Here is a 15,189-nt window from a genome sequence, read left to right as displayed (position 1 = left end):
ATCATCGTGAGCATGACCGACAACGAGGCATCCGTCATCGACGAGGCCGCCTACTCGGTGCGACGCACCATCCGCATCGCGGCGCCCGTCGACAAGGTGTGGCGGGCCGTCACCGAGCCCGAGCAGATCAGCCGCTGGTTCGGGCGCACCGAACTCGACGGCGCCGGACCCGGCGCCCGGGGGAGCATCACGTTCGAGGGCTACGGGCGGGTTCCGCTCGCGATCGAGTCCGTCGACGCGCCGAGGCTCATCACCTACCGGTGGGGCAACGACGATGCGGCCGGGCACCTGCCCGAGGAGCTCGACGACCACTCCACCGTCTTCACGTTCACGCTCGAGGCGGTGGCCGACGGCACCGAGCTCACGGTCGTGGAGACCGGGTTCGACCGCACGTCCGACCCGCGCGCGAACATGGCCGACCACGCCGAGGGGTGGGTCTCCGAACTCGACAAGCTCGTCGCCCTGTTCGAGGGCGACGCGTGACGAGCGAGACGCTGGTTCCGGTGTTCGCCGCCCTCGGTGACGAGACCCGGTGGTCCATCCTGGCCGCACTCGGCGAGGGGGATGCCTCGGCGTCCGCCCTCGCCGGGCGCCTGCCCGTGACCCGGCAGGCGATCGCCAAGCACCTCGCCGTACTGCAGCAGGTCGGACTGGTCGAGCCCGTGCGGGTCGGCCGGGAGGTGCGCTATCGGGTGATCGGCGCCCAACTGGGCGACGCCGCACGCCGCCTCGAGACCATCGGTGCGCAGTGGGACCGCCGCCTCGCCGCGATCAAGGAGATCGCCGAGGGGCTCTAGGTCCCGGATGCCGCGACGGCGCGTTCGCGTGGGCGCCGCGCTGCGGCATCCGCTCGCTGTCCCGTCGGTACGCTGAGTGGCATGGACGCCTGCGCCGCCCTCGCCGAATCGGTCTCGAGCCTCGCCGCGCGAGGGCACTCGGATCGGGTCTTCCTGAAGGAACTCGGTCGCATCGGCGGCGTGCGCCGCGGAGTGTTCTGGATCACGGATGCCGCGTCGGGCGGCAGCAACCACCTGAAGGGTCGCGGCTTCCGTGCCCGGGTCGACGACGACACCGACGGGCAGGCGCGGCACTTCGCCGGCACCGTCGCCGTGACGGTACGCATCGGCGCCCGCATCTCGTGGTGGCTGACGGTGCACGTGATGCGCGACGCGCCCGACACCGCCGACGGGCGCCTGAGCGCCGACGCCATCGAGTTCGTGCGCCTCGTCAGGACGGGCGAGCTCGCGCAGGCGGATGCCGCGGGGTGGGTGCGACGCAACCTCTGCGGGGCGAGCGCGAATCCGTTCTCGGAGGCCGTCGCCACCGACGGCTGACCCCGCCGTTCCCGGCTGAGCGGCCGTCCGAGGGCTGACGGCGCCCGGGCTGCGTGCCTCGCCGGCGCTGATGCACCCGCTTCGACACGGCGGCGACGTCGGCGGTTCACCGTCGCGACACCCTCCGTTCAGCGCCGGGCGGTCGAGTGGGCGGCGACCCCTCGATTCCCGTCAGGAGCCCCTCCCCATGCCCTTCTCCCCACCCATCCGTCGCGCGGCCGCGATGGTCGCGACCGTGGCCGTGACCTCGGGCGCCGCGCTGCTCGCGCTTCCCGGCGCCGCGCTCGCCGCGGACGCCGGCGTGCTCGTCAACGAGATCGTGTACGACACCGCGTCGCACGGCACGGTCGACTCGATCGAGCTCTTCAATGCGTCATCCGCCCCGGTCGACGTCTCGGGCTGGGCCGTCATGGACGACAAGCGCTCGGAGCGCGGCACCATCCCCGCGGGCACGACGCTCGCCGCAGGCGGATACCTCGTGCTCGCCAAGGATGCCGCACCGCTCGGCTTCCCGTTCGGCCTCGGCAAGGGCGACGAGGTCGTGCTCGTCGATGCCGCCGACGCGGTCGTCGACTCCTACGCCTACACCGCGACGGCGCCGCTGGCCGACTGGTCGCGGTGCGCCGACGGGGGTGAGTGGGCGCCCGCCACGGCCGTCACGCTCGGCGCGGCGAACGTCTGCGACGAGCCCGAGGAGCCGGTGACGCCCGGCTCGGTCCTGCTGAACGAGATCGACTCCGGCCCGGCCGACTGGCTCGAGCTGATCAACGCGGGCGACACCGCTGTGGACCTCTCCGGCTCCGAGTTGCGCGACAACTCCGACGACCACCGCTGGTTCTTCGCACCCGGCACCTCGATCGGCGCGGGCGAGCGACTCGTGGTCGACGCCAAGACGCCCGGCCTCGACGCCGCGGGTGCCGCGCAGACGTTCGAGACGGCCATCGGCATCGGCGGCGCCGACGCGATCCGCCTGTACGGCGCCGACGGCACGAAGCTCGACGAGTACTCGTGGACCGCGCACCCGAACATCGCGGGTGACGAGGCGGCCGCCAGCTGGGCTCGCTGCCCCGATGCGACCGGCTCGTGGAGCCTCGCCCGTATCACGGCCGGTGCGGCCAACGACTGCGTGCCGCCCTCGATCGCGATCAACGAGGTCGAGTCCAACGGCGACGCGACCGACTGGGTCGAGGTCGTGAACACGGGCACCACGCCGGTCGACCTCTCGGGCTGGACCCTCATGGATTCCGACCCCGTCGGCCACGCCGCGGATGTCACGCCCGTCGCCGCGGGCACGACCCTCGCGCCCGGCGCGTTCTTCGTGTTCGACCAGAACGCGCACTTCGGCTTCGGCCTCGGCAACGACGACCGGGCGACCGTCCGCAACGCCGCCGGCACCACCGTGGCCGAGTACGCCTGGGGCCCGCACGCCGCCGTCACGTACGCCCGCTGCCCTGACGGCACCGGCGCGTTCGGCGACGCGACGGCCTCGACGAAGGCCGCCGCGAACGCGTGCGGCACCGACCCGGGCGAGCCCGGTGAACCCGGCGACCCCGAGGTGACGGCGTGGCCCGGCTCGGCCGACGTGCGCGTCGTCGACGAGACGACCATGTTCCTCGAGGACTCGTCGGGCCTGGACACGCAGCAGACCGCGGACGGCGTCGTGCTCTGGGCGGTCGACAACGGCACGGGCACGTTCTGGAAGCTCGACGCGAAGGCCGATGGCGGCGTCGCGTTCGCCGACGGCTGGAGCGAGGGCAAGCGCGTGCGCTTCCAGCGCGATGCCGCCGACCCGGCCAAGGCCGGACCCGACACCGAGGGCATCACCGCCGCCGGCGACGGCCGCCTCTACATCGCCTCCGAGCGTGACAACGCGAACAAGGGCGTCAACAGCAACGTCGTGCTCGCGGTCGATCCCGAGGCGCTCGGCCCCGACGTCGTCGCCGCGCAGGAGTGGGACCTCACGGCCTCGCTGCCGCAGGTCGCCGCGAACACCGGCCTCGAGGCCGTCGAGTGGGTGTCGGATGCCGACCTCGCGGGTCTCGTCGACCAGAACACGGGCGCGGTCTACGACCCGGCCGACTACCCGGGCCACGGCGATGGGCTCTTCTTCGTCGCGGTCGAGGACAACGGCGTGGTCTACGCCTACGCGCTGAACGCCGACGGCTCGTTCGCGCAGGTCGCCGCGATCGATCCGGGACTCGGCGGCGTGATGGCGCTCGACTACGACACCGTGCTCGACCAGCTCTGGGCGGTCTGCGACGACGGCTGCGAGGGCGAGGGCGCGCGCATCGCGTTCACGGGTGCCGAGCCGACCGTGGTGCACGTCGCGCGCCCCGCGGGCATGCCGAACCTCAACAACGAGGGCTTCGCGACGGCTCCGGCCTCGCTGAGCTCGGCGGACCCGGCTCCGTCGCTCGTCACGACCCGCCCGGTCTGGTGGTTCGCCGACGGCGAGCAGCCCGCCGCACTGCGCACCGGCAGCCTGCCGGGCCTCACGATCACGGACCCGACCGACCCGACGGATCCGACCGACCCGACGGACCCCGGCGCGGCGCCCGCTCCGGTCGACGAGTCGCTGCTCACCGAGGACACCCGCGGCGGGGTGACCGCGCCCGCGACGGCAGTGCCCGGCCAGACCCTGGCGATCTCCGTCGGCGCGGAGCACGCCGGCGAGTCGGTCTGGGCCTGGGTGTACTCGACGCCGACCTCGCTCGGTTCCGTCGTGGTCGCGGCGGACGGCACGGTGACCGTGACGCTGCCCGCGACGCTCGCACCCGGTGAGCACAAGCTCGTGATCCAGGCGGCCGACGGCACGCTCATCGGCTGGGCTCCCATCACGGTGACGGCCGCGAGCGGCGGCACGGGCGACGGCTCGGGCGACGGTTCGGAGCCCGCGACATCCGGTTCGGGCTCCGGCCTCGCGCACACGGGCGCCGACGTCTCGGGCGCGCTATGGGCGGCCGGCGTGCTGCTCCTGCTCGGCCTCGGCACGGGTGCGGTGGCGCTGCGCCGCCGACGCGCGCAGGCCGTCGGCTAGGCGCCCACCACCCGACAGGCGGATGCCGCGGCAGCACGTGCTGCCGCGGCATCCGCCGTTTCGGTGCCCGTCTGCGGCGTCGTCATGCCGACGTCTCGCGAACCCAGAGGTACGGGGTGAGTGCCGCCTGCTCGGAGGGCATGCCGGCGACCTCGCTCGTCGGGACGCGCACGAAGGCCGCTCCGACCTCCTCGGTCGCGCCGACGTCCGCCGCGCGGGCCGCGGCCACGGCCATGCGACGGAGCTTGCGCCAGTCCGCCTCGCTCGCCGGCACGCCGCCGATCTCAGCCGCGCGGACCAGGCTCAGGCGGGAGCCGTCGGGGTCGGCCTCGAGGCGGGCGAGCGTCGAGGGGACGACTTCACCCGGGGCGAACCGGATCGTCCATTCGAGCGGGTCGTCGTGCGCCCAGAATCGGGGGAGCCTCGCGCCGCCGAGCACCGAGGAGGCGGCGTCGACGTCGATCGGGAACCGCACGACGGTCGCGAGCGAGGCGAGCGTCTTCTGCACGGCCGCATCCGGGCCGTCCTGCCAGGTACGGCCGGCCGCGGCCCCGTCGGCCGCACGATCCTCGCGGTCACGCCGCCGGCGTCGGGCGAATCCTGCCACGACGACGAGGACGGCGATCACGCCGATCACCAGGAATCCCTGGTTCTCCTGCAACCACGACATGCCGACCCCGTCCTCCGCTCGCTGCTCGGGCAAATGTACGGCACGACGTCGGGTGCGAGCCGGGCATCGGATCGGGCGACCCTTGCGGAGCGGGGACGAGCCGTCTACAGTCTCCCTAACTAATGATCGTTAGGCAGGCATATGACCAGAGCTGGCATCCTCTCCGAGGCGAGAACCGTCTTCGCGAGAAAGGGGTACGCCGAGGCCAGCCTGCGCGAGATCGCCGGGGCCGTCGGAATCAAGACGCCCTCCCTGTACGCGCACTTCCCCAGCAAGGAGGCGCTGTACGAGGCGGTCTACGCCGAGGTGTCCGTCGAGCACACCGCGTACTTCGACGAGCTCGCTCGTTCGAGTGGCGCGATGGCCCCGCTCGAACGGCTCCGACACCTGCTCGGCGGCATCGAGGCGTACTACCGTGACCGCCCCGACCTCGCCGAGTTCAGCCTGCGCGCCGCCATCGCCGAATCCGGTGCGAGCGGCGCGAGCCTTCGCGAGATCTTCCTCGACTCCGAATCGACCCTCGCGAGTGCGGTCAGGCGCGCCTACGAAGAGGGGGTCGCCTCCGGCGTGTTCGCCGTCGACGACCCGGAGGGGTTCACCGCCCTCTTCCTCGTGCTCATGGACGGGCTGTTCCTCCAGCTCACGCACTACTCACCCGACGTCTACCGCGAGCGCTTCGACCTGGCCTGGCGCCACCTCGCTTCGCTGCTCGCGACCTCCCCCGAAGGATCCGCATGAACACCACCGACTACGAACACGGCGTCGTCCCGGCCGACCAGCGCAAGGGCTGGTGGTCGATCGCCGCCGTCTGGATCGCGATCGGCATCGACCTCTCGGGGGCCTTCCTCGGCATCGAGCTCGCCGCCGGCATGGACTTCGGGCCGGCCCTGCTCGCGACCCTGGTCGGCTCGACCCTGCTCGGCCTCATGGCCATGGCGTGCGCCTACGTCGGCGCCGTCTCCGGACTCTCGACCGCGATGGTCTCGCGCGTGGTCTTCGGCCGCATCGGCGGCGCCGTGCTCGCGATCGCGTTGACGCTCAGCCTGCTCGGCTGGTTCGCCGTGCAGGCCGGGTTCTTCGGCTCGAACGCCCAGATCGCGTTCGCAGAGCTCACCGGGCTCGACGCACCCGTCTGGATCTTCACGCTGGTCGGCGGCATCCTGATGGCGCTCACCGCGCTCTGGGGATACCGCTCGATCTCGAAGCTCAGCTCGCTCGCGGTGCCCGCACTGCTCGTGCTGCTGCTGCTCGGCGTCATCGTCGGCTTCGCCACGCAGGGCGCCGAGGGCCTGTCGAGCCCCGTCGACGCGACCTTCACCTTCGGCGGTGCGGTCTCGCTCGTCATGGCGATCTTCATCCTCGGCGTCGTGACGGCGCCCGACATGGCGCGCTGGGCGAAAACGCCTCGGCAGGCGATGGCCGCCGGCTTCGTCGGCTTCTTCTTCGGCAACTCGATCATCGTCGTGGTCGCCCTCGTGCTCGCCCGCATCATGGGCGAGACCGAGCTCATGACGATCTTCTTCGTGCTCGGGCTCGGCGGTGCCGCCGTCATCGTGCTGATCCTCGCGCAGTGGACGACGAACACCTCGAACCTCTACTCCGCTGCGCTCAGCTTCGCGTCGATCAACGGGCGCCTGAACCGCCGCGTGCTCACCGTGATCGGCGGCGTCATCGGCATCCTCGTCGCCGTGCTCGGCGCGGCCGACGGGTTCATCCCGTTCATCTCCGCCATCGGCATCGTGATCGCGCCGTTCGGCGGCGTGTACGTGGCCGCCTTCGTGGTCGACCACCGGGCCGGCCGGTTCAAGCTCGCCGAGTCCGAGCGCTCGGTGCATCCGCTCGCGATCATCGCCTGGGTCGCCGGCATCATCGTGGCGCTCGCCGCGACCCACCCTGCCGACGGACTCGGCTTCGGCCTGTTCGACCTCACGACCATCCCTGCGCTCGACGGCCTGCTGGTCGGGTTCGCCGTCTACCTCGTGCTCGGGCTCATCGCCCGCCGCACCCGAGCGGATGCCGCCGCGCCGACCGAGCGCGAGCTGCACGCCGACGAGGTCGCATCGTGACCGAGGGCCTGCGGCTCATCACCGAGGCGGATGTCGACGAGATCGCCCTCGGCGCGGCGGTGCTCGGCACCGGGGGCGGCGGCGACCCGCACGTCGGCTCGCTCATCGCCAAGCGGCTGATCCGCCTGCACGGACCGGTGCGGGTGATCGGGGCCGACGACCTCACCGAGCGGGATCTCGTCGTGCCGATCGGCGGCATCGGCGCGCCCTCGGTCGACGTGGAGCGCATCATGGCCGAGGCCGAGCTCGGCCACGCGCTCGAGGCCATCGAGCGGGCGACCCGCCGGGTTCCCACCGCGGTCATGCCCATCGAGATCGGCGGCGGCAACTCGATGATCCCGATCGCCGCCGCGGCGGTGAGCGGCCTGCCGATCGTCGACGCGGACGCCATGGGCCGGGCGTTCCCCGAAGCGCAGATGGTCACGTTCCACCTGGCCGGATACGGCCCCGGCACCACGGTCCTCGTCGACCACCACGGCAACGAGGTGGTGAGCCGGCCCGTCGACGGCGTCTGGTCGGAGCGGCTCGCCCGCGCCGTCACCATCGAGATGGGCGGCGCCGCCACGATGATCGACTACGTCTACGGCGGCGACGTCGTTCGGGAGTGCGCGATCCCCGGCACGCTCACCCTGGCGCGTCGCATCGGGCAGGTCCTGCTGGGTCGAGGCGAGGAGCAGTTGCGCGACGACGAGCGCATCGCGGCGCTCTGCCTCGAGCTCGACGCCGTGCGGCTCTTCGACGGCAAGGTCGTCGACCTGCGGCGCCAGTTCGAGGGCGGCTTCACCAAGGGCGCCGCCGACCTCGAGGGCACCGGCGACGATCGCGGCCACGCCTTCCGGCTCGACTTCCAGAACGAGATGCTGCTCGCCAGGCGCGACGGCGAGTTGGCCGCCGTGACGCCCGACCTCATCGCCGTGCTCGACCAGGCCACCGGCCACCCCATCACCACCGAGGCGCTCCGCTACGGGGCGCGCGTGACCGTGATCGGCATGCCCTGCAACGCGAAGTGGCGCACCGACGTCGGCCTCGAGAACGCCGGACCCGCGCACTTCGGCTACGACGTCGCCTGGGCGCCCGTCGAGGAGATCGCCGCCCGTGCCCCCCGCGTCTCCGGATCCGCCGATCCACGATCCGACCGACCGACCGAACGACGAGAGGACGCAGCCTGATGGGACACCGCATCGGCATCGACGTCGGCGGCACGAACACCGACGCCGTCATCCTCGACGAGCAGCTCCGCGTCGTGGCATCCGTCAAGTCGCCGACGACCGAGGACACGGGCGACGGCGTCGCCGCGGCGATCGACGCCGTGCTCGCGGCATCCGGCGTCGACGTCTCGACGATCACGCACGCCATGCTCGGCACCACGCACTGCACCAACGCGATCGTGGAGCGACGCGGCCTCGGGCGCGTGGGCGTGCTGCGCCTCGGCGCGCCGGCCACCACGGCGGTGCCGCCGCTCGAGGGATGGCCCGACGACCTGCGCGCGGCGATCGGCGAGCACGCGTACCTCGTCTCGGGCGGATACGAGGTCGACGGCCGCGTGCTGGCCCCGATCGACGACGACGAGGTGCGCGCGGCCTGCGAGCGCATGCGCGGCGAGGTCGACGCGGTCGCCGTCGTCGGCGTCTTCTCGCCCATCGACGAGCACCAGGAGGAGCGCGTCGCCGAGCTCGTGGCCGAGGTGCTCGACGTGCCCGTGTCGCGCTCGGCGCGCATCGGCTCGCTCGGCCTGCTCGAGCGCGAGAACGCGACGGTGCTGAACGCCGCGCTCATGCGCACGCTCCGCTCGATGGCCGACGGGTTCGTGGCGGCGCTCGCCGGCCGCGGCATCCCCGCCGAGCCGTTCTTCGGGCAGAACGACGGCACCCTCATGCGGCTCGAGTACGCGCTCGAGTTCCCGGTGCTCACCATCGGGTGCGGCCCCACGAACTCGATCCGCGGCGCGGCCCACCTCTCGGGCGCGACCGACGCGCTCGTCGTCGACATCGGCGGCACCACGACCGACATCGGCGTGCTCGTGGGCGGGTTCCCGCGGCAGTCGTCGCACGCGGTCGACATCGGCGGCATCCGCACGAACTTCCGCATGCCCGACGTGCTCTCGGTCGGGCTCGGCGGCGGCACGGTCGTGCGAGCGGATGCCGCGGCATCCGAGGCTGCGACCGTCGCGCTCGGACCCGACAGCGTCGGCTACCGGCTGCCGCAGGAGGGCCTCGCGTTCGGCGGATCGACCCTCACGGCGACCGATGTCGCGCTCGCCGTCGGCGGCGCCGGCATCGAGGGCGTCGAGGCGCCGTCGATCGACGGGCGGGTCGGGGCATCCGCCTGGCAGGCGATCCGCGAGCTGCTCGAGGACTCCATCGACCGCATGAAGCCGAGCGCGGCACCCGTGCCCGTGATCCTCGTGGGCGGCGGCAGCATCATCGCGCCCGACGAGCTCGACGGGGTGGGCGAGCTCATCCGCCCCGAGCACTTCGGCGCGGCGAACGCGGTCGGCGCCGCCCTCGGCGAGATCGCCGGTCAGGTGGAGCGGGTCTACCGGACCGACGGCGACCGACGCGACTCCGTGGCGGATGCCGGCCGCGAGGCGGCCGATCGTGCGCGCCTCGCCGGCGCCGACCCCGACACCATCGAGGTCGTCGCGATCGAGGAACTGCCGGTGTCGTACATCGACGGGCAGGCGGTGCTCATCCGGGCCCGCGCGGTCGGGCGGCTCGCGGCCTGATCGGTCGGCCGCGAGCCCGCCGCCCGCCGCCCGGCGCCGCCCGCCGGAGTCCCGGTGTCGCGCTGGAGTCCCCGTCGTCCGGGATTCCGCCGCAACACCGGGACTCCGGCGCGGATGCCGCATCCGCTCGCGTAGCGTGATCTGCATGGCCACCCCCGACTTCGTGCTCGAACTGCGCCGCCACGTCGGCACCGCTCCGCTCCCGCTCGTCGGCGTGACCGCGATCATCGTGCGCGGCGACGAGATCCTGCTCGGTCGCCGCTCCGACAACGGCGCGCTCACGCCCATCACCGGCATCGTCGACCCCGGCGAGGAACCGGCGGATGCCGCGGCGCGCGAGGCGCTCGAGGAGGCCGGCGTGCGCATCCGCGTCGACCGGCTGGCCTGGGTGCACCAGATGCCGCGTCTCACGTACGGGAACGGCGACGTGGTCGACTACCTCGACCTCGTGTTCCGCTGCTCGTGGATCGAGGGCGAGCCGTACCCGGCCGACGGCGAGATGACGGAGGTCGCGTGGCATCCGCTCGACGACCTCGGCGGCGTGCAGGGGCAGCACCTGCGACGCATCGAGGCCGCGCTCGAGGACGTCGACGGCGGCGGCACCGCGCCGGCGCGGTTCGAGGGCGGCACCGTCGACGACCTGGAGGCGGCACGATGATCGAGGTCGAGGGTCTCACGCAGGTCTTCGGGCACAAGACCGCGGTCGACGACGTGAGCTTCACGGTCCGGCCCGGCGCCGTCACCGGACTCCTCGGCCCGAACGGTGCGGGCAAGTCGACCACGATGCGCATGATCGTCGGGCTGGACCGCCCGGTCGCGGGCACCGTCCGAGTCAACGGGCGCGACTTCCGCCGTTCCGAACGCCCGCTGCACGAGCTCGGCGCACTGCTCGATCCGGCCGCCGTGCACCCCGGCCGTGCCGGCCGCGTGCACCTTCGGGCGCTCGCGATGACGAACGGCATCCCTCGCACTCGCGTGGACGAGGTGCTGCGGCTGACGGGCATGACCGAGGCGGCGTCCGGGCGGGTCGGCACCTATTCGCTCGGCATGCGCCAGCGCCTCGGCATCGCGGCGGCCCTGCTCGGCGATCCGCAGGTGCTCGTGCTCGACGAGCCCGTCAACGGACTCGACCCCGACGGCGTGCACTGGGTTCGCGAGCTGATGAAGGCCCTCGCCGCCGCCGGCCGCACCGTGCTCGTCTCCAGTCACCTGATGAGCGAGATGGCGCTCACCGCCGACCACCTCGTGGTGATGGGCCGCGGGCGCCTCATCACGCAGGGTCCGGTCTCGGACGTGATCGCCGAGGCCACGCAGTCCGACGTGCTCGTGCGCACCCCGCAGGCCGACGAGCTGGCGTCGGCGCTCGCCGAGGCCGGGGCCGCGACGCGCCGTGCACCCGACGGCGCCCTGATCGTCGCGAACGCGACCGCCAGGCGCGTGGGGGAGCTCGCGGCATCCCACGCGATCGTGCTCTACGAGCTCACGCCGCAGCAGGGTTCGCTCGAGGACGCCTTCCTCGCGCTCACGAAGGACGACCAGGAGTACGCCTCCGGACCGACCGATCCGGCCGGAGGTACGGCCGTCGATCCCGCGGCGGGCCGGGCGCAGGACGGAGCAGGACGATGACCGCCACCACCGCCGACGCCGCGGACCTCGAGCGCACCCGGGTGAGGTTCGGCGGCGTGTTCGCCTCCGAATGCCTGAAGTTCGCGTCGCTGCGATCCTCGTGGTGGCTCATGGGCTCGGCGATCGTCGGCATGCTGCTCATCGTCGCCTTCTGGACCGTCGCGTTCCCCGATCCCAGCCAGGCGAACGTGCTCGACGCCGTCGCGAAGGGATTCGTCGTCTGCGCGCTCTTCGTGCTGCTCGTGGGCGCCACGATCGCCACCTCCGACCACGAGAACCACGCGATCTCGGTGTACCTCGCCGCCGTGCCCGCCCGCACGCCGCTCGTGCTGGCCAAGGTGCTGCTCTCGACGCTCGCCGGAGCCGTGGTCGGCGGCGTCGCGGCGGTCGCGGGCCTCGCGCTGTCGATCGCCCTGCACGGGGGCGGAGCCGAGCTCGGCGACCCCGCGGTGCTCCGGGTGCTCGGCGACACGACCCTGTTCGCGGCGGTCGTGTCGGTCTCGGCCACCGCCCTCGGACTCGTCTTCCGCTCGACCATCGCCACGCTCGGCGCGACCATCGGCTACCTCTACGTCGTGCCGGTCGTCATCAGCCTCGTGCCGCTCGACGCCTTCGCGATCATCAGCGAGAGCATGCCGGGCAAGGCGGCGAGCAACTTCTTCAGCATCACCACGGACCCGACCGAGCTCGACCCGGTCGCCGGGGCGATCGCCTCGGTCATCTGGACGATCGCGCTGGTCGTCTTCGCCGCCGTCTGGGTGAAGCGCCGCAACGCCTGAGTACGAGGCGGCCGCGGCGGCATTCCGCCGCGGCAGCACTCTCCGCGTCAGTCCTCCGGCAGCGAGCGGATGTCGCCCACCGGCCCTGCGGCGAGTGGGAACGCGATCGACCCGGCGCGCGTGCACCACTCCATGACGTCGTACGCGAGCCGGCCGGCCACGACCGACGGGTCGGCGTCGGACAGCCGCGCCGCCTCGGCCGGGTCGCACGCGAAGACGGACATGCCCCGGTACGACGGGTCGCTCTGGTCGAGGAAGGGCCCGTTCGCGACGATGAGGCCGCGTCGGCCGAGCTCCGCCCGGTAGGCGAGGTGCTCCGCCTGCAGGGCGTCGAGGGCGGCCTCCGACATCTCGGGGGCGTCGGCCGGCCGCCGCAGCACGACGACCGTCACGACGGTGAACGCGTCGGGGATGTCGGGGTCGTGCGGCATGCGACGAGTGTAGGCACTCGGCCGCGTCGCGGCATCCGCTCGCTCGGACCGCTCGAACCGCCCTGATCGCTCGGATGGCTCAGATGGGCAGCGACCGGTCGTCGACGATGGTCTTCATGACGAGGGTCGACTCCACGCGGCGCACGCCGGGCAGGGCTGAGAGTCGCTCGTCCCAGAGCCGCTGGTAGGCGGGCAGGTCGGGCACGGCGACGCGCAGCAGGTAGTCGGGGTCGCCGAAGAGGCGCAGCGCCTGGATCACCTCGGGGATCTCGGCCACGGCCTCGTCGAAGGCCGGGATGGTGGCCCGGTTCGCCTGCTCCATCGTGACGAACACGAGCGCGCCGAACCCGAGCCCGACGACCTCGGGGTCGATCACGGCGCGGTAGCCGGTGATGGCGCCGGATGCCTCGAGCGCGCGGAGCCGGCGGTGGGTCGGCGACATGCTGAGCTGCACCCGGTCGGCCAGCTCGGTGAGGCTCAGGCGCCCGTCCTGCTGCAGCTCGGCAAGGATTCGTCGATCGATGGCATCCATGGGGTGAATTCTTCCACTGTGCGGCTCAGCGCGGGTGATATTCGGAAGCCTCTTTCGGGCGATTCTGCCTAGGTTCGTCGTATCGAACGAGAAGGGCGATGCCGATGAATCCCGAGCTGCTGCTCGCCTGCTGGGGCATGATGACGCTGATGGTCGTGCTGCCCGGCCCAGACTGGGCGTACATCATCTCGGCCGGCCTGCGCGATCGCTCGATCGTGCCCTCGCTCGCCGGGATCCTCGTCGGCTACCTCGCCGCGGTGACGGCCGTGGCGGTCGGCGTCGGCGCCGCGGTCGCGGCGCTGCCGCTGGTGCTCGTCGGGCTGACGTTCGCGGCGGCGGCCTACCTCGCGTGGCTCGGCGTGCGGGTGCTGCTCGCGCCGCCCGCGGTCGCCGGGGTCGCGGCGGCCGTCGCCGCGGGCGCTCCCGACGAGGCCGCGCCGGTCGCGGCATCCGGCGACCGCCCGTGGCTGCGCCTCGCGCAGGGCGCCGGCGTCAGCGGGCTGAACCCGAAGGGCCTGCTCGTGCTCGTGGTGCTGCTGCCGCAGTTCACGGATGCCGCGGGCGCGTGGCCCATCCCTGCGCAGCTCGCGGTGCTCGGCCTCATCTTCGTGGGCAGCTGCGCGCTCGTCTACTCGGTCGTGGGGGTGAGCGCCAGGGCCGTGCTGCGCGCGCGGCCGACGGCGTTGAACGTGGTCTCGCGGGTGTCGGGGGCCGCGATGGTCGTGCTCGCGGTCGTGCTCGTCGTGGAGCAGGTGTCTCACCTGCTCGGCTGAGCGGCTCGGCTGAGCGGCGAACCCGAGCAAGCTCGACCGGGCTCGGCCGAGCGCCGAGGCCGGAGCGCCGAGCCCGCTCGGGGTCAGGCCAGGTCGGGGTCGACGTCGATGAGCACCTTGCCGACGGTGCCCGCCTCGACGGCGTCGTGCGCGTCGGCCGTGCGCTCGAGCGGGAAGCGGGCGATCGGCAGGCCGGCGTCCTCGCCGACGGGCAGCGCGCCGTCGACGAGGGCGCGGCCGATGTCCTCGGCGGCGGCCGAGAGGGCGTCCTGGCCGACCGTGTAGAGCAGCAGGAACTGGTACCGCACGTTGAGCGCGAAGTGCCGTCGCACGTCGACGGTCATCTCGGCGCCGCCGTCGGTCGCGTACACGGCGATCGTGCCGTGGTTCGCGATGACGCTCGCGTTGAGCCCGGCATTGCGCGCGGGGGAGACCTCGACGACCTGGTCGACGCCGTGCGGGGCGATGGCGCGGATCGCGGCCGCGGCATCGTCGGTGCGGTAGTTCACGACGTGGTGGGCTCCAGCCGCCGTCGCGAGGGCGGCCTTCTCGGGCGAGCTCACGGTGGTGATGACGGTCGCTCCCGACCAGCGGGCGAGCTGGATGGCGGCGTGCCCGACCGCGCCCGCACCGCCGGCGACGAGCACCGTGCGGCCGTCGAGCGCGCCGGGGCCGAGGCGGGACGGCCCCGCCTCGGGGACGGTGAGCGCGCGGTGCGCGGTCATGGCGGGCACGCCGAGGGAGGCGCCGAGGTCGAAGCTCGCGGCATCCGGCAGGGGCACCACGTGCTCGGACGAGAGCACCGCGAACTCCTGCGCGGTGCCGGTCGGTCGTTCGTGCGCGGCGAGGTAGGCCCAGACCCGGTCGCCGACCGCGAACCCGGTCACGCCGGGGCCGACGGCGTCGACGATGCCGGCGCCGTCCTGGTTCGGCACGACCTCCGCGAACGGCGTCGCCGCGCCCGGCCGTGAACCGGCCCTCGCCTTCCAGTCGGTCGGGTTGATGCCCGACACGGCGATGCGCACGCGCACCTCGCCGGCGCCCGGATCGGCCGCCTCCCGGTCGACGAGGTGCAGCACGGACGAATCCCCGGTCTTCGCGTATGCGATCGCTCTCATGCAGTGGCCAACGCGGCGGGCGCCCGGAACCTTCCGATCCCGTCGCATGATCGCGATTCGGTCGGATGTCACATCCGGCGCCCGGGCGGTGTCTCCAT

The 15,189-nt window shown here is 73.0% G+C and carries 16 protein-coding genes; 12 read left to right on the top strand and 4 right to left on the bottom strand.

Features of this window, described 5'->3' with window-relative positions:
• The first annotated feature begins 12 nt into the window (after window positions 1-12).
• The 4 genes from ACR3IO_RS06465 (at window position 13) to ACR3IO_RS06450 (ending at window position 4,371) form a co-directional block, all read left to right on the top strand.
• Window positions 13-483, top strand: coding sequence for an SRPBCC domain-containing protein (locus tag ACR3IO_RS06465; protein WP_434070352.1), 471 nt, complete (start codon window positions 13-15; stop codon window positions 481-483).
• On the top strand, window positions 480-797 hold the full coding sequence (locus tag ACR3IO_RS06460) for an ArsR/SmtB family transcription factor (RefSeq protein WP_434070351.1): 318 nt from the start codon (window positions 480-482) through the stop codon (window positions 795-797). Before ACR3IO_RS06465 ends, ACR3IO_RS06460 begins: the two co-directional genes overlap by 4 nt.
• 81 nt (window positions 798-878) lie before the next feature.
• Window positions 879-1,334: a hypothetical protein gene (locus ACR3IO_RS06455; protein WP_434070350.1), complete on the top strand. Its 456-nt coding sequence runs from the start codon at window positions 879-881 to the stop codon at window positions 1,332-1,334.
• A gap of 187 nt (window positions 1,335-1,521) precedes the next feature.
• A complete protein-coding gene (locus ACR3IO_RS06450) occupies window positions 1,522-4,371 on the top strand; it encodes a lamin tail domain-containing protein (RefSeq protein WP_434070349.1) in 2,850 nt (949 codons plus the stop codon).
• A gap of 82 nt (window positions 4,372-4,453) precedes the next feature.
• Here ACR3IO_RS06450 and ACR3IO_RS06445 read toward each other — a convergent pair whose 3' ends face one another.
• Window positions 4,454-5,041 (bottom strand): hypothetical protein, encoded by a 588-nt coding sequence (locus ACR3IO_RS06445; RefSeq protein ID WP_434070348.1) that lies wholly within the window; start codon window positions 5,039-5,041, stop codon window positions 4,454-4,456.
• 141 nt (window positions 5,042-5,182) lie between these two features.
• Between ACR3IO_RS06445 and ACR3IO_RS06440 the strand changes: the two genes are divergently transcribed.
• The 7 genes from ACR3IO_RS06440 (at window position 5,183) to ACR3IO_RS06410 (ending at window position 12,237) form a co-directional block, all read left to right on the top strand.
• Window positions 5,183-5,779: a TetR/AcrR family transcriptional regulator gene (locus ACR3IO_RS06440; protein WP_434070347.1), complete on the top strand. Its 597-nt coding sequence runs from the start codon at window positions 5,183-5,185 to the stop codon at window positions 5,777-5,779.
• On the top strand, window positions 5,776-7,107 hold the full coding sequence (locus tag ACR3IO_RS06435; RefSeq protein WP_434070346.1) for a cytosine permease: 1,332 nt from the start codon (window positions 5,776-5,778) through the stop codon (window positions 7,105-7,107). Before ACR3IO_RS06440 ends, ACR3IO_RS06435 begins: the two co-directional genes overlap by 4 nt.
• On the top strand, window positions 7,104-8,276 hold the full coding sequence (locus ACR3IO_RS06430; protein ID WP_434070345.1) for a DUF917 domain-containing protein: 1,173 nt from the start codon (window positions 7,104-7,106) through the stop codon (window positions 8,274-8,276). The genes ACR3IO_RS06435 and ACR3IO_RS06430 overlap by 4 nt, the downstream gene beginning before the upstream one ends.
• The gene (locus tag ACR3IO_RS06425) at window positions 8,276-9,832 is read left to right on the top strand and encodes a hydantoinase/oxoprolinase N-terminal domain-containing protein (RefSeq protein WP_434070344.1); all 1,557 of its coding nucleotides are present in this window, start codon (window positions 8,276-8,278) and stop codon (window positions 9,830-9,832) included. Before ACR3IO_RS06430 ends, ACR3IO_RS06425 begins: the two co-directional genes overlap by 1 nt.
• 145 nt (window positions 9,833-9,977) lie before the next feature.
• Entirely contained in the window at window positions 9,978-10,490 is a 513-nt protein-coding gene (locus ACR3IO_RS06420; protein ID WP_434070343.1) for an NUDIX hydrolase, read from the top strand.
• Window positions 10,487-11,458 (top strand): ABC transporter ATP-binding protein, encoded by a 972-nt coding sequence (locus tag ACR3IO_RS06415; RefSeq protein WP_434070342.1) that lies wholly within the window; start codon window positions 10,487-10,489, stop codon window positions 11,456-11,458. Before ACR3IO_RS06420 ends, ACR3IO_RS06415 begins: the two co-directional genes overlap by 4 nt.
• On the top strand, window positions 11,455-12,237 hold the full coding sequence (locus tag ACR3IO_RS06410; RefSeq protein ID WP_434070341.1) for a hypothetical protein: 783 nt from the start codon (window positions 11,455-11,457) through the stop codon (window positions 12,235-12,237). The genes ACR3IO_RS06415 and ACR3IO_RS06410 overlap by 4 nt, the downstream gene beginning before the upstream one ends.
• Before the next feature lie 47 nt (window positions 12,238-12,284).
• On the opposite strand, the gene ACR3IO_RS06405 is transcribed toward ACR3IO_RS06410, so the two are convergent.
• Window positions 12,285-12,668: a YciI family protein gene (locus ACR3IO_RS06405; protein WP_434070340.1), complete on the bottom strand. Its 384-nt coding sequence runs from the start codon at window positions 12,666-12,668 to the stop codon at window positions 12,285-12,287.
• A 79-nt stretch (window positions 12,669-12,747) separates the two neighbouring features.
• On the bottom strand, window positions 12,748-13,200 hold the full coding sequence (locus ACR3IO_RS06400; protein WP_434070339.1) for an Lrp/AsnC family transcriptional regulator: 453 nt from the start codon (window positions 13,198-13,200) through the stop codon (window positions 12,748-12,750).
• A 98-nt stretch (window positions 13,201-13,298) separates the two neighbouring features.
• Here ACR3IO_RS06400 and ACR3IO_RS06395 point away from each other — a divergent pair, with 98 nt between their 5' ends.
• Complete coding sequence (locus tag ACR3IO_RS06395; RefSeq protein ID WP_434070338.1) at window positions 13,299-13,973, top strand: LysE family translocator; 675 nt, start codon at window positions 13,299-13,301, stop codon at window positions 13,971-13,973.
• A gap of 83 nt (window positions 13,974-14,056) precedes the next feature.
• Here ACR3IO_RS06395 and ACR3IO_RS06390 read toward each other — a convergent pair whose 3' ends face one another.
• Entirely contained in the window at window positions 14,057-15,091 is a 1,035-nt protein-coding gene (locus ACR3IO_RS06390) for an NADPH:quinone reductase (RefSeq protein WP_434070337.1), read from the bottom strand.
• Between the last annotated feature and the right edge of the window lie 98 nt (window positions 15,092-15,189).

This window comes from Agromyces sp. Marseille-Q5079, assembly GCF_051016555.1.
Lineage (GTDB): Bacteria > Actinomycetota > Actinomycetes > Actinomycetales > Microbacteriaceae > Agromyces.
This window is presented reverse-complemented; position numbering and strand designations above follow the sequence as displayed.